Here is a 22,325-nt window from a genome sequence, read left to right on the forward strand (position 1 = left end):
AAATGGACAATGCCTATTCAGGAATGGGGACAAACGATTACTCAATTATCCATTTACTTTGAAGGTCGATTAGATGATATAATTAAAATCTAGTCAAATTTACTGACACAGAATTTTGAACGCCCTCTCTTCTTGCCTACAAAGTGATTGGCACAATTTTTGTTATCTACATTATTATCTTTTTAATCATCTGGCGTATTTCGAAATTTATTACCTCTCCATTAAATGATCTTGCCAAAATGGCAAGTCATTTGAATGATCCAGGTATCACTGAAAAGATTAATCATATTAAGCCTTGGTATTTTGAAGTTTTTAAATTCAAGAAGTCCCTATTATCTAGTGTAAACGTTTTTAATCAGGAGATTGAAGAACTTAAACAGGATACTTTAACCGATCCTTTAACCGGCTTTTATAATCGTCGTGGCTTTGAACTATTTTTAAATGATTTAATTAGCAATAAAACTTATTTTGCTGTGGTGGTTTTGGATATTGACTATTTCAAGAAAATTAATGATCGTCATGGGCATGATATGGGTGATGTGGTATTAACCAAAGTTGCCGGATTTATTCGGGCAAGTTTTCGCGAACAGGATATTTGCTGTCGCGTTGGTGGTGAAGAATTTATTATTCTTGCGCCAGTCAAAGAGATTTCACAAGCCTCTAAAATTGCTGAAAGATTAAGACATAAACTGGCATCGACTTATTTACTTGAAGTAGGAATAGTCACTGCTTCACTCGGTATTGCACACTGGCCTTTAACTTCGTCTGATATCAAAGAAGTTTTAAAACAAGCAGATACGAATTTATATCAAGCCAAACATTTAGGGAGAAATCGTGTGGTGACAGGTGAAAAAAGTGCTCAGTTATAATATTTTTATACAGTTATTAAGTAGATAATTTAAATATATTATTTTGTTATTGTGTTATGGGGTTTAGATCTTTTATTCAAAAAAACAGTATAATTTCTTTAATACTTCTAGGTTTATATAGAGGTTTATACTTAAGGATACAATATGACTTCTTTTTATAATGGAGGCACCAGCCAAGAGATTTTTAATCTGATTGGTCAAGCTGCTGCCTTAGAGGATATCATAGATGCGATTACCGCATGGTTAGGGGACAAAATCCCGGATGCACTGGTATCTGTCATGTTGTATTCGGAACAGGAACAAACGCTTAATTTAATAAAAGAACCAGCCTATTTTTCCAGAGAATATGTAGAAGCTTCAAAAGATCTAAAAATCGGCCCGAATGTTGGCGCTTGTGGTGCAGCTGCATATCATCGTCGTTTAGTGGTCTGTGAGGATTTATTCAATGATCCGAACTGGGTCGCATATAAAGATCTGGTTAAACAAAATGGTTTAAGAGCCTGCTGGTCGGTACCAATTGCCAACGGGAGTGGCAAACTTTTTGGCTCTTTTGGTACTTATTATCGTTCGATTAAGTCCCCTACTCCAAATGAAATTGACCTTCTGCAATATGCGGCTTCGCTGATCGCCTTAACCTTTGAGTTGTATGAAGAACGCAAAAAACGAAATCATCTCAAAGATAAATATCAGTCATTTTTCTCTTTTCATCCCGATGCAATTTTTGAGCATAATCTGGACGGCAATATTGTAGATGCCAACCTGGCCACCAAATTTTTTAACGAAGTTGGTGTTAAATCGCATATCGGAACTAAAATTGATCATTTTATTGAACCTGAACATCGCCCTCTTGCCTTAGAAGCCTTTGAGCAGGCCAAGCATGGTCTGACTGGACACCTTGAAGTTCAGGCACATAACTCGGCAGGACAGAAATACTGGCTCGATTTAACTTTTTTGCCAATTAAAGTGAATGAGGAAATTGTCGGTATTTTTAGCGTGGCACGCGACATTACTGAACGTTATCAAAACAATGAAATGCTGCGCTTAATGAAACGCAGTGTCGATGCAAATCCGCATGGCATTATTTTAACCTCGGCAGAAAATGACCAGCCTATTGAATATGTTAATCCGGCCTTTGAGCAGATTACCGGTTATAGCCTGGAAGAACTCAAAGGAAAAAATTGCCGCATCTTGCAGGGACCTGATACTTCCGCGGAAAGCGTCCAGCAAATCAGCGAAGCCATTCAGAATAAATCTGAAATCAAGATTGTCCTGAAAAATTATCGTAAGGATGGACACTGGTTCTGGAACAAGCTAAACCTAGGTCCAGTCTTTGATGAAAATCATAAGTGCACTCATTTCATTGCCATTCAACAGGATGTGAGTCAGCATGTTGCCCAGCAAGAACTAATCGCTTATCAGGAATCACATGACCATTTAACCGGCTTTATCAACAATAAGCTGTTTGAAGAAGTGGTTCAGGAAAAACTGCATCTAGCGCAGAGTGGTTCTGCAAATCTAGTGCTTTTATATCTGGATCTGGATGATTTTGAACCTTTGAATCAAAGCCTCGGTCATGATATTGGCGATAAAATTTTAAAACTAGTGGGCAATCGTCTGAGCCAAAACCTGGAGCCTGAAGATGTGATTTCCAGATTTTCAGGGGATGAGTTTGCAATTTTATTAACTCAAATGACTGATCTCAAGCAAGTCGCTGTACGTGCCGAAGAAATCATCGCCGGATTATCTCAGCCTTTTCACGTAGATGGTTATGACATTCATCTGAGTGCCAGTATTGGTGTGGCTGATGCTGATCCAGACATTAAATGTGTTAAGCAGTTTATCAATGCTGCTAAAGATGCCATGCGTGACGCCAATGCCGAAGGGGGTAATACCTGGCACTGGTATAATTTCACGAAAGAGCCTTTACCGAAGGTAGATTATGTACAGCTTCGTCATGAACTGATGGTCGCTCTGCATGAACAGCAGTTTAAACTGTTTTATCAGCCGATTCTGGACAGTGAAACGGGCAAGGTCAAATGTCTGGAAGCTTTGATCCGCTGGCAACATCCAGAAAAAGGCTTTATTTCTCCTGCCGATTTCATTCCTTTTGCAGAAAGGACCGGGCAAATCGTCTCAATTGGCGAATGGGTACTTAGACAGGCTTGTGAGGAAGTTAAAGCCTGGAATATGCAGCATGAGACTCAAATTTCGGTTGCCGTCAATCTATCTCCTTTACAGTTTAAAAGAAGTGGATTCCTGAGTGATCTCCAGCAATTATTAGCGGAAATTGAATTCCCGCATGAGTTACTAAAACTCGAAGTGACTGAAAGCATGCTGATTGCCAGCGGTGATAAGTCCATTGAGATCTTAAAAAATGTCCGAGCTTTGGGCATTAAAGTTTCGGTAGATGACTTTGGCACTGGTTATTCGAGTTTAAGTTATTTACGTAGTCTTCCGATCGATGAAATCAAATTGGATCGTAGCTTTGTTCAGCATTTACCTGGCAATCCACGAGATGAGGCCATTATTGAAGCCATGATTACCCTAGCGCATAAGCTGGATCTGGAAGTCGTTGCGGAAGGAATTGAGAATCCTGAACAGGCTGAGTGTTTAAAATCACATCATTGTGATTATCTGCAAGGTTTTTACTATGCAAAACCTGCCCGACTCAATCAGCTGGAGTTAATCAGTTCCTGATTAATATGCCCTTTTTGAGCTGTACAGTTTCGGCTTCTAAGTAAGCTAATTCTTCTAAATGATGAGTCACATAAATCATCGGTAGATTTAGCTCGTCTTTGATCCGTTTTAGGAAGGGTAAAATCTGCTGTTTTAACTGCTGATCTAGGCCCGTTAAAGGTTCATCCAGCAATAAAAGATTCGGTGAAGACAGTAATGCTCGGCCAATAGAAACGCGCTGCGCTTCTCCACCTGATAGCTGATGGGCTTTGCGATAAATTAGAGGCTTTAATTCTAATAATTCCACGATGTCTTCAAACTGGAATTTTCGATCTGCTTTAGATATCAGTTTTTCTGCATAACATAGGTTCTGCTGCACATTCATATGTGGAAACAGCAAAGCATTCTGGAAAACTAATGCAATTTTGCGCTGATGCATTGGAATATTTATTTGCTTTTCTATATTGGTTAAATCCTGCTGATTAAACTGAATATATCCTTGATCAGGTTTCAATAACCCGACAATATTTTTGAGTAATGTGCTTTTCCCACTTCCAGATGCACCGACGATCCCCAATAGTTGCTGCGATATTTCCAGTTTAATATTCAACTCGAAATCGGCTTGTTGATATTGAAAATCACACTTCAACATTTCAGCCTCCTAATTTCCGTTGATAGTTTTGCAAAATAAAATAATTGGCAATTAAGGCAGTAAATGCCAAGAAAATAGACAATGTCACCAGACGCATCGCCATTTCTTCACCATTTGGTTGTTGCAGTAAGGAATAAATTGCGATGGGAATAGTGCGGGTTTCATCCGGAATATTGCCCACAAAAGTAATGGTGGCACCAAACTCACCCAGACTGCGGCTAAAACATAAGATGCTACCAATCAGCATACCGGGAATCGCCAGAGGTAAATTGATACTCCAAAACACTTTCCACGGTGCTGCGCCCAATGAACCTGCGATATGTTCGAGTTGCTGATTCATGAGCTGAAATGACAAACGGATCGGTTGCACCATCAGCGGAAATGCCACAATCATCGAGGCCAATACCGCCCCTTTCCAGTTAAATGCCAGTTGCAATCCGAGTGTATTGAGATATTGGCCAATCATGCCTTGATTACCAAACAGTATCAGAAGCAGATAACCCAAAACCACAGGTGGCAGCACCATCGGCAATTGCAAACATGCTTCGACCAGAAACTTAAGCCGAAATTCATATCTGGCCAAAACCCAAGCCAATGCTACTGCAAAAGGTAAACAGAATAAGGTCGCAAAGCTGGCCACCTTGGCAGACAGGTAGAGCGCACTGAGTTCTTCTGGACTTAACATCTTGCAGTTATTTCTCCAGCCATTGTCTAGGGGTTCAGCCTAAATCCATATTTTTGAAAGATGGCTTTAGCCTGCGCACTTTTTTGTATAAATTGTTCAAATTGCACTGCTTCTTTATTCTGCACACCTTGCCGTGTCAAAGCTAAAGGATAAACAATCGGACTATGTAAATTTGCTGGGAAAGTACCGATGATTTTTACTTTTCGGCTGATCAAGGCATCAGTTTTATAGACAATCCCCACTTCACATTCACCGCGTTCGACGAAAGCCAAAGCCGAGCGTATATCATCCGTTCCAACAATTCGTCCTTTCAAGCCATTTAACCAGTTCAGTTTGGTCAGACTTTGCTTGGCATATTTTCCGGCAGGCACTGATTCCATTTGCCCGGTACATACATAACCTTTAAAGGACTGGGCAAAATTAAAACTGGACTGGGGTTTAAAATGAATATTCAGATGTTTCGGGCTGATCGCCACTAACTGATTTAACAGGATGGGATGAACTGAACTGGAATTTATAAGTTTCTTGTGTACCAGATAATTCATCCAATCCTGATCAGCTGAAAAGTATAGATCACTACTAGCTCCTGCTTCGATCTGTTTGGCTAAAGCAGAAGATGCACCAAATACAGAAATAATCTTAGTTTGTGGATGTTGGGCTTGGTAAATCCTGGAAATTTCGGTCACAGCATTATTTAGACTCGCTGCGGCGTAAACCTTCACTGTTCCTGCATGGACTGAGGAAAACATCATGGCAATGCACATGGATAAAAACAGAGATTTTTTCATGTGCATCTACCCTTATCAGTGAATAAATAAGCCTTGAACAAGATCCCCTTCTTTCAGGCTTTTTCCTGCCGGAATGCGAACCAGACAATTAGCCTGCATAAGATTGCTCAGCATATGTGATTGCTGCTTAGACAGACTTTTAACTCGTAAAACCGACTGCTCAAAGCTGGCAGACATTCTTAAAAAGCGCTCTCTGGTATCCATTTTCAGATCATGGGTGAGTACAGCATTAAACCAGTTCGGCTGAGATTTGTGTCCTTGTAAGGCATTTAATAAAGTTGCGGTGTAGATCTGCATGCCGACATACACTGCTGCGGGATTTCCCGGCAAACCCAGCAGATAACAATGTGAACTATCATTTCGCTGTAGCTGGGCAAAGAACATCGGCTTGCCCGGCTTCTGTTTTACTTTCCAGAATATCTGTTCAAAGCCTAAATCTAGTGCTACAGGCCGAATGAAATCATAATCTCCGACAGATACACCGCCTGTGGTTAAAATCAGGTCATAGCTTGCTGATAATTCTTGAATGAGATTCCGTACTGCCGCCTCAGTATCTGCAACATGAAAAATTTCAACCTGCTGCCCGGCTTGCTGAAACCAGGCTTCAATCAAGGGACCGTTGGCATCAAAGATTTTACCCGCTACAAAGTCTTCTATACTTTCAGCAACTTCATCACCTGTAATGACCACAGCCACTTTAGAATATTGAAAAACCTCAACAGTATTGATTCCCGCCATGCTTAAAGAGGCAATTGCACCGACTGACAGCTGTTGACCTTTATTGGCCAATAATTGCTCGACTGAAATTTCTTCGCCCACATCGCGAATATCGGCATGAGCGCTGAGCTGTTCCATAATTTTGATTTTGGATGAATCAATCACTTGAACAATTTCCTGACGTGCGACCGTAGTAGTCCCAAGCGGAATTTTAGCACCGGTAAAAATCCTGACTGCCTGACCATCCTGAAGTTGCAGCTCATCCTGTTGCCCTGCCCGAATTTCACCGATAAGCTGAAACTCACTTTCTGGCTCAATTGCAGCTTGGGTACACAGTGCATAACCATCTACGGCACTTTGCGAAAATAACGGTAAATTAATCCCAGAATAAATATCTTCTGCCAGATAACGATTCAGGGCCTGATTCAACTTCAGTCGTTCAGTTGCTAACACTTGAGTATGCTGCAAAATCAATTCTAAAGCCTGATCTACTGTAATCAGACCATGGTCTGCTCCGCATCCAGACATTATTGATAACCGCCTTGATGTGGAATATTTTTTTGCACATCAAATAAATGTACCAACGCTGGTAGTACGGCAATTAAAGATTCTTTGGCACCTTGTCGGCTGCCCGGTAAAGTCATTACCAAACTGTTATCAATATAGCCAGCAACGCCACGACTTAAAGCCGCATACGGCGTTCGTTTCTGGCCGAAACTGCGTGAAGCTTCCATGAGTCCATGAATTTCCCGTTTCAGTAAAGGCTGTAAAGTTTCAACTGTTAGATCTTTAGGACCTAAGCCTGTTCCACCTACAGTCAGGATCAATGGATAGTCATTTTTCTGTTGATGAACCAATGCCAATAACTGTTCAGGATCATCTGGAATTACCTGATAGGCAATATTTTCAAAATTGGCTTCTTGTAATATTTCCAGGACATTTTGCCCTGCTGTATCCGGTTTTTTACCGGCAGCGACTGTATCTGAAAGCACAATGATGGATGCTGGCAAGGCTTCTTTTAAGACACGGGTAAAATGCGATTTACCGCCTTTTTTCTTTTGCAATTTACATTGATCCAGACATAGATCTTCCGGTTCACAATGTGGTTTGAGCATGTCATAGAGGGTTAATCCAGCCAGACTAACGGCAGTCAAGGCTTCCATTTCCACACCGGTTGGACCAATAGTCTCTACTGTGGCAATAATTTTGACATGCGCATCAAACAGTTCATATTCCACATCTGCACGATAAATTGGTAAAGGATGACACAGCGGAATCAGTTCATCGGTTCGTTTAGCCCCTAAAATCCCGGCGATGCGAGCTGTCTTTAGTGCATCACCCTTTTCCGTATTGCCATTTCGTAATAACTCAATGCAATGTGGCGGTGCATGCAGAATCCCTGTAGCTACTGCAGTCCGATAACTTTCTGCTTTCATCCCGACATTTTTCATTGCATGTTCCTATAGTTTATTTCTTCTTTAAACGTATGTCTGTTCTAACTTATATCGGCCATTGATAGATGAATGGTGTATTCTCTTTGGCATGATGACAATGTTGATGCGTCTCATCTGAATGTTCTGAATGACGATGCGTATGAGTAATTTCTACATCTTTACGGATACAACACCCCTCAACATATTGACTGCTGCCATCCATATAAAACTCTTCTTTCCAGACTGGCACCTCATGTTTGACCCGCTCTACTGCTTCCTCACAAGCAGCAAAAGCTTCACGTCGATGTGCAGCATAAGCAATTGCAATAATGGCTTTTTCACCAATATCTAGTGCCCCAATTCGATGAATCACCCGCACATAGGACACGCCGTATTTGGCCTGGATTTCTTGTTCAATCTGGCGAATCATTTTTTCTGCAACAGGTGTATAGGCCGTATATTTCAGTGCCTTGACTGCTTTACCTTCATGGTGATTACGTACCGTTCCGATAAATACGCCGACTCCACCACATTCAGGAAAAGACTGGATCGGATCAAAACTTTCCAGATCTAAAGCAGTATCTTGGATCCGGGAAATCTGTTTGAATTTGCTCATTTCAGCCTCCTGCGACAGGTGACAACAGCACCAAAGTACTGTCAGCATGAAGAGGTGTCTGACGTGAAATGATATCTTCACCGATGGCACAGGCACAGCGTTCAATCATGCCAAATGCATCAGGATAATCTTGTCCCACCTGATTCAAAACTTCAGATACGGTACTTTGAGATTTGCAGATAATTTCGAGATCTTGCGGTAACTGTCGCTCTACCGCACCGAAGGCTTCAATTCTGATTCTGATCTGTGACATCTTAGCCTCCTATCATGTGCATACTAATTTTGCGGCTGTTTTGATTCATACTTTGATTTTTTAAACGCTGCTCTATGGCATGAAAGCCCTGTTCTTTGTTCCAGATATATCGGGATAAAGCACCATACAAATTCAACTCACTTAGAGCTACAGATGCATTTAGTGATTTGATTTCCTTTCTAAGATTCAAACCTTGAGGTGCAAACAGGCAGTTATAAAATTCACCTTGTGCAGTCAATCGCAAGCGGTCGCAGCTGCCACAAAATGAATTGGTAATGGTTGAAATAATTCCAATTGGATGGCCATCAATCAGATACTGGCGTGCGGGTTCCGAAGCTGATTGGGCAGAATTATTAGTTTTTTGAGTGAGCGTAAATTCAGTCGCCAAAGTTTCTAAAATGTATTGTTCACTGACTACATGCTCAGTAGACCAATTGTGATCACCATCAAGTGGCATAAATTCGATAAAGCGCAGGACAATGTTTTGCTGAACTGACCAGCGCGCCAATGGCAGGATCTGATCATCATTGATACCCTGCATCAATACGGTATTGATCTTAATCGCTAATCCAGCGACTTGTGCTGCCTGAATTCCTTCCAGCACAGGTGCCAAATCTTTTTGAGTCAGCTGTTTAAACTGATCAGCATCCAGACTGTCCAAACTAATATTCAGGTCATCCAGTCCCGCCTGCTTTAAGGCCTGTGCATATTGTTTTAAGTAATGCGCATTCGTAGTCATGGAAATGCGTTGTAGTCCCAGCTTTTTCAGCGCTTGCAGTTGTTCAACAAAATGCACTACGCCCTGACGCATTAACGGCTCACCACCAGTAATGCGGATATACTGGATGCCATGACGCACCATAAAATCGCAAAATTGATACAGCTCTTCAAAACTGAGCAGATCGTGTTTTTTCATCCATTCAGGATGTTCAGGCATACAATAAACACATTTGAAATTGCAGCGATCGGTCACTGAAATCCTTAGCTTGCGCTTGCCACGACCGAATTGATCGACAAACAAGGCATCATTTTTAAGCTGTGTCATCATATTCATGTTGAACATCCATCTTCAGGCATTGGGCGGGTTGTTGCACATATGTAGTGCGCGAAACTCAAAACGCCCAATCTTGTAATAATAAGATCTGCAATAAGTGTTCCAACTTTGTGCCAAAAGTAAAATATTCAGTTTTTAGTGCAGAAATTTGAGCTGTTGATACTGTTGCAGTTCATCCAGCGAGTTAATACTGTGAAAAAATAGCGCACGATTTTTAAAACGTGCCACTTGTGCGTGCAAATCAGCAAAACAGTGTTTGAGGCTGCGCTGTTCCTGTTCAAGATGTAAGTTCAGGGTTGCCAGACTGCTGCGTTTGACCAGACAAAATGGATAAAGTGGCTTGCCGTTAATTTCCACATAAGCCACTTGAGCCAGACTGTTTTTGGCTAGAGCCTGATGCAACTTGAGCAATACTTTGGAAGGAATATAAGTTACGTCACAAGGGACAAACAGCACGCAATCCGACTGCACATGCGACCAGGCACTTTTGATGCCCATTAACGGCCCCTGAAAGCCTGGCTCATCATCTTGATAATAATGAACACTGGGAATGAGTTTCTGGTAAATGGAATAGTCGCGATGGCTGTTAATCCAGACCTGTGCAACATTCGATTTCAGCTGTTGGTGAATCTTGATCAGCTGAATCTGGTCATCGAATTTCTGCAACAGTTTGTTGATGCCATTCATGCGTCTTGCCTGTCCACCCGCCAGGATCACCAGATCAGTACGCGGATAAGCTGTTTTATTATTTTCTCTCTCGGCTCCTTTTTTCATTCTACCGTCTCCAATTGACATGTTTTAATCAGGCCACGGATTTCAGGTAAACACGAACCACAATTCCCTCCGGCTTTTAAACATGCGGTCACCTGTTTTTCATCCGTAATATTTTTAGTTTTAATGGTTTCAATAATGCGGTTTTTACCGACTTTAAAACAGCTACAGACCAGTGGACCTTCATTATTTGCCATCGACATCGGCTGTCCGGCAAGTAGAGCCTTACGGTGCATAGCACTTAAACGTTCACGTTTAAACAGACTTGCCACCCAGTCGCGGTCCGGCAATAAGGCCTTCGGTGCAATATATAGGCTGGCAATCACATGACCACCCTGAAGTATCACGCTATGACTGATGTGGGCGGTCTGATCTTCAAGATTCAGCCATTCAAAACTTTCATCCTGAAATGGCAATAATTCTTTTAAATGCTCAGTGGTATAGCTAAATTTCTTCCGGTCTGCCAGTTCATAACGTATTGCCTTGCTGGTAGTGATTTTAGTCCACCACACGGTAGCTTCAATCGACGGCTGTACGATTTTTTCAAAGCCTTGACGCACATAAAATACGCCTTGCCACTGACTATAAAATGGATGGATGATGACCGGAGTATGCTTGAACTCAGGTTCACCCGAAATGGCATCCACTACCGGATTTACTACCTTGCCGATCCGGGCATCGGATGCGACCTGATCATTCCAGTGAATCGGGGCAAAGACCTGTCCACGGCGGATATTGTCACTGACAGTCGCACGCAAGACACAATTGCCCCATTGCGATTTGACTTCTACCAGCTCGCTATCTTTAATGCCGTATTTTAAGGCATCATGTGGATGAATTTCACAATACGGCTCAGCACGATGGGTACTTAAATTGGCAGAGAGACCAGTACGGCTCATGGTATGCCACTGATCGCGGATCCGGCCGGTATTCAAAATTAAAGGATATTCACTGGAAATCTGATTCACCGGATCAATTGCCGTGGTAGCAATAAACTTGGCTTTGCCATCTGCATGGCTATACTGGCCTTCGCTATAGAGTCGAGCTACTGAATCTTCTGCCTGATCTTTTCTCCATACTGGCCACTGTACCGGTTTCAGTTCATCATATTCAGCTAGGCTTAAATCGGTTAGGCCTTTTAAATTAAAATAGCGGAAATATGGCGTTTCAGATCGCTGACTTAAATCAGAGTTTTGCTCAGCAGATAATTGGGCATGCTCCAGAAAAATGTCATGGCTATTATTAAAATCAAAACCTGTGAAACCCATCTTCTGAGCCACTTGACTGATCGCCCACCAGTCAGCTTTGGCTTGCATCGGTGCATCTAAAAAAGCACGCTGTCTGGAAATACGACGTTCTGAATTGGTCACGGTGCCATCTTTTTCCCCCCAACCTAAAGCAGGTAACAAGACATCAGCATATTGTGTGGTATCCGTATCCTGACAGATATCAGACACTACCACGAATTCACATTTGTCCAGGGCGCGTTTGACCTGATCTGCATCTGGCAAGCTGACCACCGGATTGGTGGCCATAATCCAGATCGCCTTGATCTTGCCGCTTTCAACGGCCTGGAATAAATCGACTGCTTTCAGTCCTGCTTGTTTAGCAATATACGGGCTTTGCCAGAAATTTTGTACCAGCTGCTGATGTCCCGGATTTTCTAAATCCAGATGTGCAGCCAGCATATTGGCTAGACCACCGACTTCACGCCCGCCCATCGCATTTGGCTGACCGGTCATGGAAAATGGCGCTGCACCGAGTTTGCCGATTTTACCGGTGAGCAAATGACAGTTAATAATACTGTTGGCTTTATTCACCCCTTGCGAAGACTGATTGACCCCCATTGAAAACAGGGTCATAACTTTTTCAGTTTTGGCGAATTTCTGATAAAAAGTTTGCAGTTTCTCGACTGCAATACCGGTACGTTGAGCAACTTCTTGAATCGGAGACTCAGCTTCACTTTGTACTAAGGCTTGCTCCAAGCCTTGTGTATGTTGAGCAATAAATTCTTGGTCTGCGTGACCATTTTTCCAGAGGTACTGCAATAAGCCATTAAACAGCGCCACATCCTGACCTGGCAGAATTGGTAGGTGTAGATCTGCTGCTTCACAGGTACTGGTAAAACGCGGATCTACTACAACCACAAACAGGTCGCGCTGTTCCTTGGCTTTCATGATGCGTTGGTACAATACTGGATGGCACCAAGCGGTATTGGAACCGACCAGTACCACCATATCGGTATGTTCGAAATCTTCGTAGCTGGCTGGAACCAGATCTTCGCCAAAAGCTCGTTTATGTGCTGCAACAGCCGAAGACATGCATAAACGTGAATTGGTATCGATGTTTGCAGTACCGAGATAGCCTTTGACGAATTTGTTTACCACATAATAATCTTCGGTCAGCAGCTGACCTGAGACATAAAACGCGATACTGTCTCGGCCATATTGATCAATGCATTGCTGGAATTTATTGGCAATGGTCGAAACTGCAGTATCCCAACTGGTAACTTCACGCTGATCTTTACGACCCAACATTGGCTGCAGTAAGCGGGTTTCCAGACCTAAAGTATCTGCGAGATTACTGCCTTTGATGCATAACTTGCCGAAATTGGAAGGATGATTGGCATCGCCTTCAACAGTCACTTTCGGACCTGATGTGGTCGGCGTTACATGTGCAGTCACACCACAACCCACGCCGCAATATGGGCACGTGGTCTGTGTGGTTTTAGTTTTTAATTCTGTGGAGCTTTCAATTTCCACAACGGGAATACTGTTCATGGATGCTCCTTAGGAGTTGAAACACAATTTAATTCTTTTCAAAAAAGGTTCATTACAACGGTGTCTTTTCAATGCAACTCATTTATTTGGATCAACCTTCGGTTCGACCTACTTTTCTTTCGGGAAAAGTAGGCAAAACCTGAGCCACACTGTGGCGTAAGATCCGCAAAACTCGCCCTCATCCGGCATGTATCAAAAAGGTCGCAGAAACATTCATTTTCATATTTTGTCTTGGCTCAAACAGTTGCGGATGACGTTTCCGCGGATCTTGGTTTCACCATGACAAATTGATTTTTTACCCTGCTTTCTTTAATGCAAAATCCCGACCAAAAAGCAGCTTGTTACGAATCGTTGCAATTGGGGTTTGATCTGCAATCAGTTCGGCATACCAGGCACCGTCTTCCGTATCACCAAACAGCACCGCACCAATGACTTTATCCTTTTGAATAATAATGCGTTTATAGATCTGACGTTTCTCGTCATTCAGTACGATATCTTCAAAATCATCTTTTGGTTCGAAGTCACCTGCAGAGAACACATCACAACCACTCACTTTCAGCTGAGTCGGAACCGTTGGCGATTTAAAGGTCAGGCTGCCATGCTCGGCCAGATGTGATGCACAAATGAACGCCTGGCCCCAAAGTGGTTCAACCAGACCAAAGGTTTGACCACGGTGCTCGATACATTCACCCATCGCATAAATACTTGGGTCAAAAGTCTGCATGGTGTCATTCACTAGCACACCATGGTTGCAACGCAGACCGGCACTTTGCGCCAATGCGATATTTGGACGAATACCAACTGCGAAGACCACCAAATCAGCAGCCAGCACGGTGCCATCTTTTAGTTTCACTTGGGTCACATGACCTTCTTCACCAATTAAGCATTCGGTATTGGCTTCAGTCAGGATGGTGATACCTTTCTGCTCAATCGCTGTTTTCAGCATCTGACTGGCTTTGCTGTCCAGCTGACGATCCATGATACGATCCATCAGATGCAATACTGTGACATTCATGCCTTGCTGTTTCAGACCGTAAGCTGCTTCCAGACCCAGTAGACCACCACCAATCACCACCGCATTTTTCTTGGTTTTGCAGTAGTCCAGCATGGTATTTACATCATAGATGTCGCGGAAGCTGAGTACACCTTTTAAGTCGCTACCTGGAATTGGCGGAACGAATGGTTTGGAACCCGTCGCCAGAATTAAACGGTCATAACTGATCACTTCGCCTTTTTCGGTATAAACCTGCTTACGCAGACGATCGATACGAACCGCTGGATCACCTGCAACCAGACGGATACCTTTGTCGGCATACCATGCATGCGGATGTAGCATGATGTCATCAATGGTTTTCTCGCCAGAAAGCACTGGCGACAGCATGATGCGGTTGTAGTTACCCCACGGCTCTTCACCAATCACAGTAATTTCATAACGGTCTGGTGCCATATCCAGCAGGTCTTCCAGACAACGCATGCCTGCCAGACCATTACCGACCAGTACCAGTTTCATTTTTTCCGGTGAAACACCGTTGTTGGTGATATAGGTTTTTTGTGGCACGGGGCTAATGAACACCTTGCCATTTTCAATTTTGTTTGGAAAAACCAGCAGTTTTTGATCTTTATCTTCCAGGCAGCGGCCAGTCGCCAAACTAAAATGCTGCTTGTAAATTGGTGAAGCGACTACACGTTCACCTTGCAGATCACCAATGATGCCGCGTGACATCACAAACGCTTTACTAAATGGATCCTGGTTACTGAGTGCATAAACACGTTTTTCTGAACCTACACGAAAGATCGCAATTTGCTGATCTTCCACCAAAGCTGCAACGCCAGTATTAGGCGTGATGTCATCCAGTGCACACACTTCAACCCAATTCAGTTCATTCATATCTTTAAACATTGTCATATTCTTGCTCCTTTATTCTTTGAATCAGGCTTCAACTACCGGAATACGGCTGGCATTGCGTTCAGCTTCAGTTTTTGGACGGATCTGACCGCGCACTTCAGTAAATTGAACGTGCGGATCGTTTTGCTGTTCAGCCTTGGCATTAATAAAGGTTTTGAAACGTTTACGGACTTCTGGATCTTCAACTGCAGTACGCCATTCATCCTGATAAGTGCCCACCACATGCTCCATACGACGCTCGAGTTCTGTTGCCAGACCCAGTGAGTCATTGACGATGACATCTTTCAGATAATCTAAGCCGCCTTCGAGGTTGTCGCGCCATACTGAAGTACGTTGCAGACGATCAGCCGTCTGGATATAGAACATGAAGAAACGGTCGATATAGCGGACTAAAGTTTGTGTATCCAGATCTGATGCCAGCAGTTCCGCGTGGCGTGGTTTCATACCGCCGTTACCGCAGACATACAGGTTCCAGCCTTTTTCAGTAGCAATCACACCAACGTCTTTGCTTTGTGCTTCGGCACATTCACGGGTACAGCCAGACACCGCCATTTTCAGTTTGTGTGGAGAACGTAAGCCCTTATAGCGGTTTTCCAGATAGATCGCCAAGCCCACAGAATCATCTACACCATAACGGCACCAGGTGCTGCCGACACAAGATTTCACGGTACGCAGCGATTTACCGTAGGCATGACCTGATTCAAAACCGGCATTGATCAGTTTTTCCCAGATTTCTGGTAATTGATGCAGTTGCGCACCAAACATATCGACACGCTGGCCGCCAGTCAATTTGGTGTACAGACCATATTCTTTAGCAATTTGACCAATTACGATCAGACCATCTGGAGTGACTTCACCACCTGCCATACGAGGAACGACAGAGTAAGTACCATCTTTTTGAATGTTACCGAGGTAGTAGTCGTTACTGTCTTGCAGGCCGGCATGGCTTGGTTTCAGGACAAAGTCGTTCCAGCAAGATGCCAGGATGTTTGCCACTGTTGGCTTACAGATATCACAGCCCAGACCATGACCATGTTGCTGGATCAGGTCATCAAAGGTCTTGATTTCATTCACACGAACCAGGTGATACAGTTCCTGGCGTGAATAAGCAAAGTGTTCGCAGAGATGGTTATTTACTGTTACGCCTTGACGTTGTAACTCAGATTTCAGAACTTGCGTCACCAGCGGTGCACAGCCACCACAAGCTGTAGCAGCTTTGGTGCATTTTTTCAGAGCGCCTAGTGAAGTTGAACCATCGGCAATCGCTGAACAGATATCCGCTTTAGATACGTTATTACATGAACAGATCGTTGCGCTGTCTGGGAGCAGGTCTACACCGCTACCGCCTGCTTTTGCAGTCGCTTGATCAAAGCCCGGCATGATCAGGCTTTCCGGATTTTCCGGGATTTCCAGACCATTTAGCATCATTTGCAGCAGGTCGTTATATTCTTTGGCACAACCGACCAGCACTGCACCGAGCAGTTTGGTTTTTTCAGCATTAACTACGATTTTTTTGTAGATCTGCGCTGCTTCATCTGCATAGAAGTAGCTCAGTGAACCTGGTGTCATGGCATGTGCATCGCCAACTGATGCAACATCCACACCCATCAGTTTCAACTTGGTGCTCATGTCTGCGCCAGTAAATGAGGCACATTCTTCTTGAAGTACATGTTTCGCAGCAATACGTGCCATGTCATAGCCGGGCGCAACCAGACCAAAAATCTTGTTATTCCACAGCGCACATTCACCAATTGCGTAAATGTCCGGATTTGATGTCTGGCAGTAATCATTGATCACGATACCACCGCGCTCACCAATCGCCAGCCCACTTTGACGTGCCAGTTCATCACGTGGACGGATCCCTGCAGAGAACAGAATGATGTCAGTTTCCAGCTCGGCACCATCACCAAACTTCATCACATGTTTAGCATTTACGCCGTCTTCAATAGACGAAGTTGCTTTTTGGGTATGGACTTTAACGCCCAGATCTTCGATTTTGCTGCGTAATACTTTACCGCCAAGATCATCAATCTGTACTGCCATTAAGCGTGGTGCGAATTCGACCACATGCGTTTCCAGATTCAGGTCACGCAGCGCTTTTGCCGCTTCCAGCCCCAGCAAACCACCACCAATCACGACACCGTTTTTGGCATTCAAGCTCGCTGCACGAATGGCATCCAGATCTTCAATAGTACGGTAAACAAAGCAATTTTCACGATCATTACCCGGAATTGGTGGAACGAATGCATAAGAACCCGTTGCCAGAATCAGCTTGTCATAGGTCAGTTCCTCACCATGCTGGGTGGTTACTGTACGTGTTACCTGATTGATAGAAACCGCTTTAGTGCCTAAACGCAGATCAATACCATACGCATCCGCAAAGTCAGATCGACATAAAGTTAAATCTTTTGCAGATTTGCCGCTGAAATATTCAGTCAAATGGACGCGGTCATAAGCCAGACGCGGCTCTTCTGCCAGAATCGTGATTTCAACGTCATCACCCGCATGCTCAAGCACAGATTCAATAAATTTGTGTCCTACCATGCCATGGCCAATCATTACCAGTTTCATATTCCTTCTCCGAAATTTTCTAAATCTTGTATCTTGTGTTTTAAGCCAGGTTGTTTCGTTCAAGAACAGCTTCTTCATATAGCTTTTGCTCTTTGGCCTTATGCTCAACCGAGAAGCGAATCATCAGAACAAAACTTGCTGCAATCACGACCAGGCCGCCAAGTGCCATCAGACAGGTTTGAATATCCAGCATGCCTTTGAGTAAGAATCCTGCTGCGACCGCACCCACGTTACCGCCTGCACCGATAATGCCGGCCACACCGCCTAAAGCATCACGGTCAATAAATGGCACCAGCGCATATGTTGCACCACATGCCATATGGGTAAATAATGCAAAGACAGTCATTGTGATAATGGCCAGCATGGCACTGTTCATTTGCGAGAATAAAATCAGGAATAAGCCTTCCATCAAGATCATGGCAAACAGCACTTTGGTACGTCCGTCCAGGCCTTTTTTGATGGCAACTTTGTCTGAAACGATGCCACCCAGTGCACGGGCAAACAGGGCTAGCAGACCGAAGATCCCGGCCGTCATACCTGCTTCTTTTAAACCAAAGCTGAAGTTTTCTACGTAGTACATGGCTACGATGTTATGAATGAAGATTTCGATACCGAAACAGGCCGCATAAGCGCCAAATAGAATCCAGACACGGTAGTTACGTGCAGCATGCATCAGAATTGCCATGCCACCTTTTTTCTCGCTACCAACCTGAATTCCTGCTGCACGCAGTTCTTTAAAGTTGCCTTGTGGACAGTCCTGAGTGAATTTCCAGTACAATGCACCGACGATCACCATCATTAGGCCTGGAACGATCAGTGCAATTCTCCAGCCCATCGCCTGTTCAACACCGAACATCACCAACGCAGCTAGAAGTAAAGGCATCAAGGCTTGAGTTGCACCACCACCGGCATTTCCCCAACCTGCACTTGCTGCATTGGCTGTACCGACCACATTCGGCGCAAACATGATGCTGGTGTGATATTGGGTAATGACGAAACTGGCACCAATGGCGCCAATCAGTAAGCGGAAAAACAGAAAGGATTCATAGCTATTCGCAGAGGCCACACCAAAGACCGGGATACTGCCGAGTACGAGTAAGGCGGTATAGGTTTTGCGTGGACCATATTTGTCACATAGCGGACCGACAATCAGTCGAACCAGAATAGTGATTGCGACTGCTGCAATATTGATATTGGCGATTTGATCTTTGGTTAAGCTGAATTCACCTGCGATTACAGGCATCAGCGGTGCACAGGCGAACCAGGCAAAGAAGCAGACAAAAAACGCGAGCCAACTCATATGGAAGGCTCTCATTGCTGCGCTGCTGAAATTCAAAAGACTTATTTTTGTTGCTTTCTTTTCATATAAATTTGAAGACATCACCATCTCCTTCCAGAACTGAACGTATAGGCTTATCTGCTATGCGAATCGCTGCACACCAGATGCGATCAGAACGGACGTCATTGGCCGTCTTACAAATTTCTTTAGAGTCGTCTTTGACTCAAATTCTAATAAGCACAAAGCGTGCCAATAAAATAGTTATACGAATAAGTATTTGTATTTATATTAATTATCTAGAGGTACTTTTATATTTTTTCTAAATTATAGTGACTGAGAACCAAGCTCTTTCTTATTTTCCTGAGAATATTCATATCCAGATTTTAAAATTGCCACTTCACTGCGCCTTTTGGCACAGCTTTAGTGCAAGGAAGCATATAATCAAATTAGGTATTTTTAATTAAAGAAAAACTTGTAGTTAAAATTTAATTTTTTTAAATGAGTTAGTTACTTAAAAATCTAGATGTGTCTAATACAATTCAATGAGGAAAATTTTAATTCAAGATTATGTACTTCACTTGAATTTTGGACATATAGAGAACAATATAAATTTATTCCATATTTTTTAAATAATTACATGGTAGTAACATTAAATAGAGAGCCAATCCAGAAACTGAATAGCATGGCAACGATGCCCCAAATCATGACACGCAGTGCGCCTTTCCACATACTGCCACCGCCTGCATAACTGGCTAATGCTCCCATCATTCCCAGACTAAGCACTCCCACCAGCATAACGCCCTGATCTAGCAAATGTGAAGGCAAAACCAAAATGGATACCAATGGAAATAAAGAACCTACCGTAAATGCTGATGCTGAAGAAAATGCCGCCGTAAAGGGCCGGGCAGCTGTCTGTTCCAGAATTCCAATTTCATCACGCGCATGCGCATCCAAGGCATTATGTGCAGTAAGCTGTTTTGCCACTTCTTCGGCCAGATCAGCTTCTAAACCTCGCTTGATATAAATATTTTTTAGTTCTCTTAATTCATGTACGGGATGCAGATTTAATTCCCGCTCTTCCATGGCGAGATCATTTTTTTCAATATCCTGTTGCGATTTGACCGAGATATATTCCCCAGCTGCCATCGAGGCTGCACCAGAAATCAGGCCAGCAACACAAGCAATCAAAAGTGTTTGTGACGAAGCACCACTGGCTGCCATCCCGACAACCAGACTGGTCACGGAAATAATTCCATCATTGGCACCAAGCACTGCGGCACGCAACCAGCCAGAACGTTGTATATAGTGTTTTTCATGATGATGGGAATGAGGCATGTCTTTCTCGTTCTTCTAGCAGATGAAATAAGATTTTAAATTTTAGTCACTTACTATTTTATCATCTTACATTAAGCCAAATATTTCAAATATGAATCTTCACCTTCAGAGATATCTTCGAGTTTCATCTACTTATTTTAAAAAAGAAAAATTATTTATTGTGAAGGCTTAAATAGATTTTAGCCAGCGGCCGCCATAAGCAACTCACTGGCTATACCTTAAAGGATGAACTTCTGATTATTAACAATGACCTCTCACTTTATATAAGTAATAAGGCCAAACGCTTAAACTAAATACATGGCATTAATCACTGATATCAAGACCATGCCTTAGCCTCGGATGGCAGCTTCAATTGCAGCGACATCAATTTTCTTCATGGTCATCATGGCATCAAAAGCTCTTTTAGCAACACCACGGTCTGAACTGTATGATGCTTCAAGCAAAGCTTTAGGGATGATTTGCCAAGATACCCCCCATTTATCCTTACACCATCCGCATTCGCTTTCCTGACCGCCATTATTGACGATCGCATTCCAATAGCGGTCAGTTTCTTCCTGATCCTCTGTGGCGACTTGAAATGAGAAAGATTCATTATGCTGAAATACAGGTCCTCCGTTTAAACCAATACATGGAATACCCAGTACGGTAAAGTCTACTGTGATGACATCACCTGCTTTACCAGAGGGATAATCTCCAGGTGCAAGAACGATAGCACCTATAGATGAATTTGGAAAAGCTTCTGCATAAAATCGTGCAGCTTCTTCAGCATCATGATCGTACCAAAGACAGATGGTATTCTTTGCAATATTCATGATCTCACCTCTTCTTTCAGAATAGGTTTTAAACTACCTAAGAACTCTTCAATATCTCATCTACTAGTTGAGTCCTACTCTTCCCATCTTTCACCCAAAATTAAGATAAGCCTGTTTTAGAATTGTATATTTATTGATCTAATTGACTGAAAGCGTCATCAAAAAGAATAGTTTTAAAGAGTCGAGAGGAAACCTTTATCACCACTTAATCATAATATGTGATTCTCTTTTTTGAGAATCGATCAAGCTGCTTTAAAAATCCCTCGAAATAATCTTTCTGCTTTTCTTCAGTTCGATAACCTGCATATAAAGTCCGGCGCAGTCCATTCGGGGCTATACAATTCAAACGGCGTGAAGTCACCCAGCCTTTTTGCTCATATTCATTCACTACCCAATCTGGCAAGGCTGCAATTCCCCGACCACTGGCAACCAGTTGAATCAGCATTTGAGTCAAGTCGGTGGTCCGAATTTGTTTAGGTAAAATATTCGCTGGAATAAACAGGTGTGACATGATGTCCAGACGGTGCTTGTCCACTGGATAAGTAATCAGTGTTTCTTCCGCCAATTCCTGGACGCTAATACTTTGGGAACGCACTAAAGGATGAGTATTCGATAGCACCAAACGCGACTCATACTCAAAAATCGGGAAATACTCTATACCCTTCAGTTCAATCGGATCGGCGGTAATAAGCAGATCGAATTCCCCTGTTTGTAACAGTTCATGCGGATTGGCCTCAAAGCCAGAAGCGAAATCCAAATCTACATCTGGATATTGAATACGATATTGATTCAGTAAAGGCATCAACCAGTCGAAACAGCTATGGCATTCGGAAGAAAAAATGATCCGTCCTGTCTGCCCATGCACAATGCGAATGATATCACTCTGTGCAACATGGACTTGAGGCAAAATATCATCTGCCAGCTTCAGCAAGCGCTGCCCGACATTGGAAAAACTGACCGGGCGACTACGGCGATTGACGATTTCGACTCCGAACCATTGATCCAATTCACGAAGCTGATGGGACAAAGCTGAAGGCGTGAGACAAAGATCTCCTGCTGCTGCAACCAGTGAGCCATGTTCTCGTAACGCGACTAAGGTTTTTAAATGACGAAGTTCTAACATGAATG

18 protein-coding genes are annotated in these 22,325 nt (G+C 43.2%); 2 read left to right on the plus strand and 16 right to left on the minus strand.

Annotated features, from left to right (window positions below; all coding sequences use genetic code 11):
- Nucleotides 1-239 precede the first annotated feature (239 nt).
- Complete coding sequence (locus FTV18_RS11855) at nucleotides 240-869, plus strand: GGDEF domain-containing protein (RefSeq protein ID WP_257218597.1); 630 nt, start codon at nucleotides 240-242, stop codon at nucleotides 867-869.
- A gap of 144 nt (nucleotides 870-1,013) precedes the next feature.
- Nucleotides 1,014-3,566 carry an EAL domain-containing protein gene (locus tag FTV18_RS11860; RefSeq protein WP_180018217.1) on the plus strand — a complete coding sequence of 851 codons (2,553 nt, stop codon included), beginning with the start codon at nucleotides 1,014-1,016 and terminating at the stop codon, nucleotides 3,564-3,566.
- Here the strand turns inward: FTV18_RS11860 and FTV18_RS11865 are convergent.
- The 16 genes from FTV18_RS11865 to FTV18_RS11940 all read right to left on the minus strand — a co-directional run bounded on the left by FTV18_RS11865 (nucleotide 3,556) and on the right by FTV18_RS11940 (nucleotide 22,320).
- Nucleotides 3,556-4,197: an ATP-binding cassette domain-containing protein gene (locus tag FTV18_RS11865; RefSeq protein ID WP_180011441.1), complete on the minus strand. Its 642-nt coding sequence runs from the start codon at nucleotides 4,195-4,197 to the stop codon at nucleotides 3,556-3,558. The two genes, FTV18_RS11860 and FTV18_RS11865, sit on opposite strands and share 11 nt — an antisense overlap.
- 1 nt (nucleotide 4,198) lies before the next feature.
- Nucleotides 4,199-4,882 carry a molybdate ABC transporter permease subunit gene (modB, locus tag FTV18_RS11870; protein WP_180002452.1) on the minus strand — a complete coding sequence of 228 codons (684 nt, stop codon included), beginning with the start codon at nucleotides 4,880-4,882 and terminating at the stop codon, nucleotides 4,199-4,201.
- Nucleotides 4,883-4,908: 26 nt separating this feature from the next.
- Nucleotides 4,909-5,670 carry a molybdate ABC transporter substrate-binding protein gene (gene modA, locus FTV18_RS11875; RefSeq protein WP_180011439.1) on the minus strand — a complete coding sequence of 254 codons (762 nt, stop codon included), beginning with the start codon at nucleotides 5,668-5,670 and terminating at the stop codon, nucleotides 4,909-4,911.
- Between the two features lie 15 nt (nucleotides 5,671-5,685).
- Complete coding sequence (locus FTV18_RS11880; RefSeq protein ID WP_180011437.1) at nucleotides 5,686-6,915, minus strand: molybdopterin molybdotransferase MoeA; 1,230 nt, start codon at nucleotides 6,913-6,915, stop codon at nucleotides 5,686-5,688.
- On the minus strand, nucleotides 6,915-7,838 hold the full coding sequence (gene moaCB, locus FTV18_RS11885; RefSeq protein WP_180011435.1) for a bifunctional molybdenum cofactor biosynthesis protein MoaC/MoaB: 924 nt from the start codon (nucleotides 7,836-7,838) through the stop codon (nucleotides 6,915-6,917). The genes FTV18_RS11880 and moaCB overlap by 1 nt, the downstream gene beginning before the upstream one ends.
- Before the next feature lie 49 nt (nucleotides 7,839-7,887).
- On the minus strand, nucleotides 7,888-8,436 hold the full coding sequence (locus FTV18_RS11890; protein WP_125279282.1) for a molybdenum cofactor biosynthesis protein MoaE: 549 nt from the start codon (nucleotides 8,434-8,436) through the stop codon (nucleotides 7,888-7,890).
- Between the two features lies 1 nt (nucleotide 8,437).
- Nucleotides 8,438-8,689, minus strand: coding sequence for a MoaD/ThiS family protein (locus FTV18_RS11895; RefSeq protein WP_034170381.1), 252 nt, complete (start codon nucleotides 8,687-8,689; stop codon nucleotides 8,438-8,440).
- A 1-nt stretch (nucleotide 8,690) separates the two neighbouring features.
- Complete coding sequence (gene moaA, locus FTV18_RS11900; protein ID WP_180011433.1) at nucleotides 8,691-9,743, minus strand: GTP 3',8-cyclase MoaA; 1,053 nt, start codon at nucleotides 9,741-9,743, stop codon at nucleotides 8,691-8,693.
- Nucleotides 9,744-9,878: 135 nt separating this feature from the next.
- Nucleotides 9,879-10,517, minus strand: coding sequence for a molybdenum cofactor guanylyltransferase (locus tag FTV18_RS11905; protein WP_180011431.1), 639 nt, complete (start codon nucleotides 10,515-10,517; stop codon nucleotides 9,879-9,881).
- Nucleotides 10,514-13,294, minus strand: a complete 2,781-nt coding sequence (locus FTV18_RS11910) for a nitrate reductase (RefSeq protein WP_180011428.1) — start codon at nucleotides 13,292-13,294, stop codon at nucleotides 10,514-10,516. Before FTV18_RS11910 ends, FTV18_RS11905 begins: the two co-directional genes overlap by 4 nt.
- Before the next feature lie 295 nt (nucleotides 13,295-13,589).
- The gene (gene nirD / locus FTV18_RS11915; RefSeq protein WP_180011426.1) at nucleotides 13,590-15,200 is read right to left on the minus strand and encodes a nitrite reductase small subunit NirD; all 1,611 of its coding nucleotides are present in this window, start codon (nucleotides 15,198-15,200) and stop codon (nucleotides 13,590-13,592) included.
- Nucleotides 15,201-15,224: 24 nt separating this feature from the next.
- On the minus strand, nucleotides 15,225-17,771 hold the full coding sequence (gene nirB, locus FTV18_RS11920) for a nitrite reductase large subunit NirB (protein ID WP_218945564.1): 2,547 nt from the start codon (nucleotides 17,769-17,771) through the stop codon (nucleotides 15,225-15,227).
- Nucleotides 17,772-17,811: 40 nt separating this feature from the next.
- Nucleotides 17,812-19,152 carry an MFS transporter gene (locus FTV18_RS11925; RefSeq protein ID WP_004783163.1) on the minus strand — a complete coding sequence of 447 codons (1,341 nt, stop codon included), beginning with the start codon at nucleotides 19,150-19,152 and terminating at the stop codon, nucleotides 17,812-17,814.
- A 531-nt stretch (nucleotides 19,153-19,683) separates the two neighbouring features.
- Entirely contained in the window at nucleotides 19,684-20,385 is a 702-nt protein-coding gene (locus FTV18_RS11930; RefSeq protein ID WP_180002442.1) for a VIT family protein, read from the minus strand.
- A 329-nt stretch (nucleotides 20,386-20,714) separates the two neighbouring features.
- Nucleotides 20,715-21,197, minus strand: a complete 483-nt coding sequence (locus FTV18_RS11935) for a VOC family protein (protein WP_180018215.1) — start codon at nucleotides 21,195-21,197, stop codon at nucleotides 20,715-20,717.
- 205 nt (nucleotides 21,198-21,402) lie between these two features.
- Nucleotides 21,403-22,320 carry a LysR family transcriptional regulator gene (locus FTV18_RS11940; RefSeq protein ID WP_180011420.1) on the minus strand — a complete coding sequence of 306 codons (918 nt, stop codon included), beginning with the start codon at nucleotides 22,318-22,320 and terminating at the stop codon, nucleotides 21,403-21,405.
- Nucleotides 22,321-22,325: the final 5 nt, after the last annotated feature.

Source organism: Acinetobacter sp. YH12241, assembly GCF_013417535.1.
Classification (GTDB): Bacteria; Pseudomonadota; Gammaproteobacteria; order Pseudomonadales; family Moraxellaceae; genus Acinetobacter.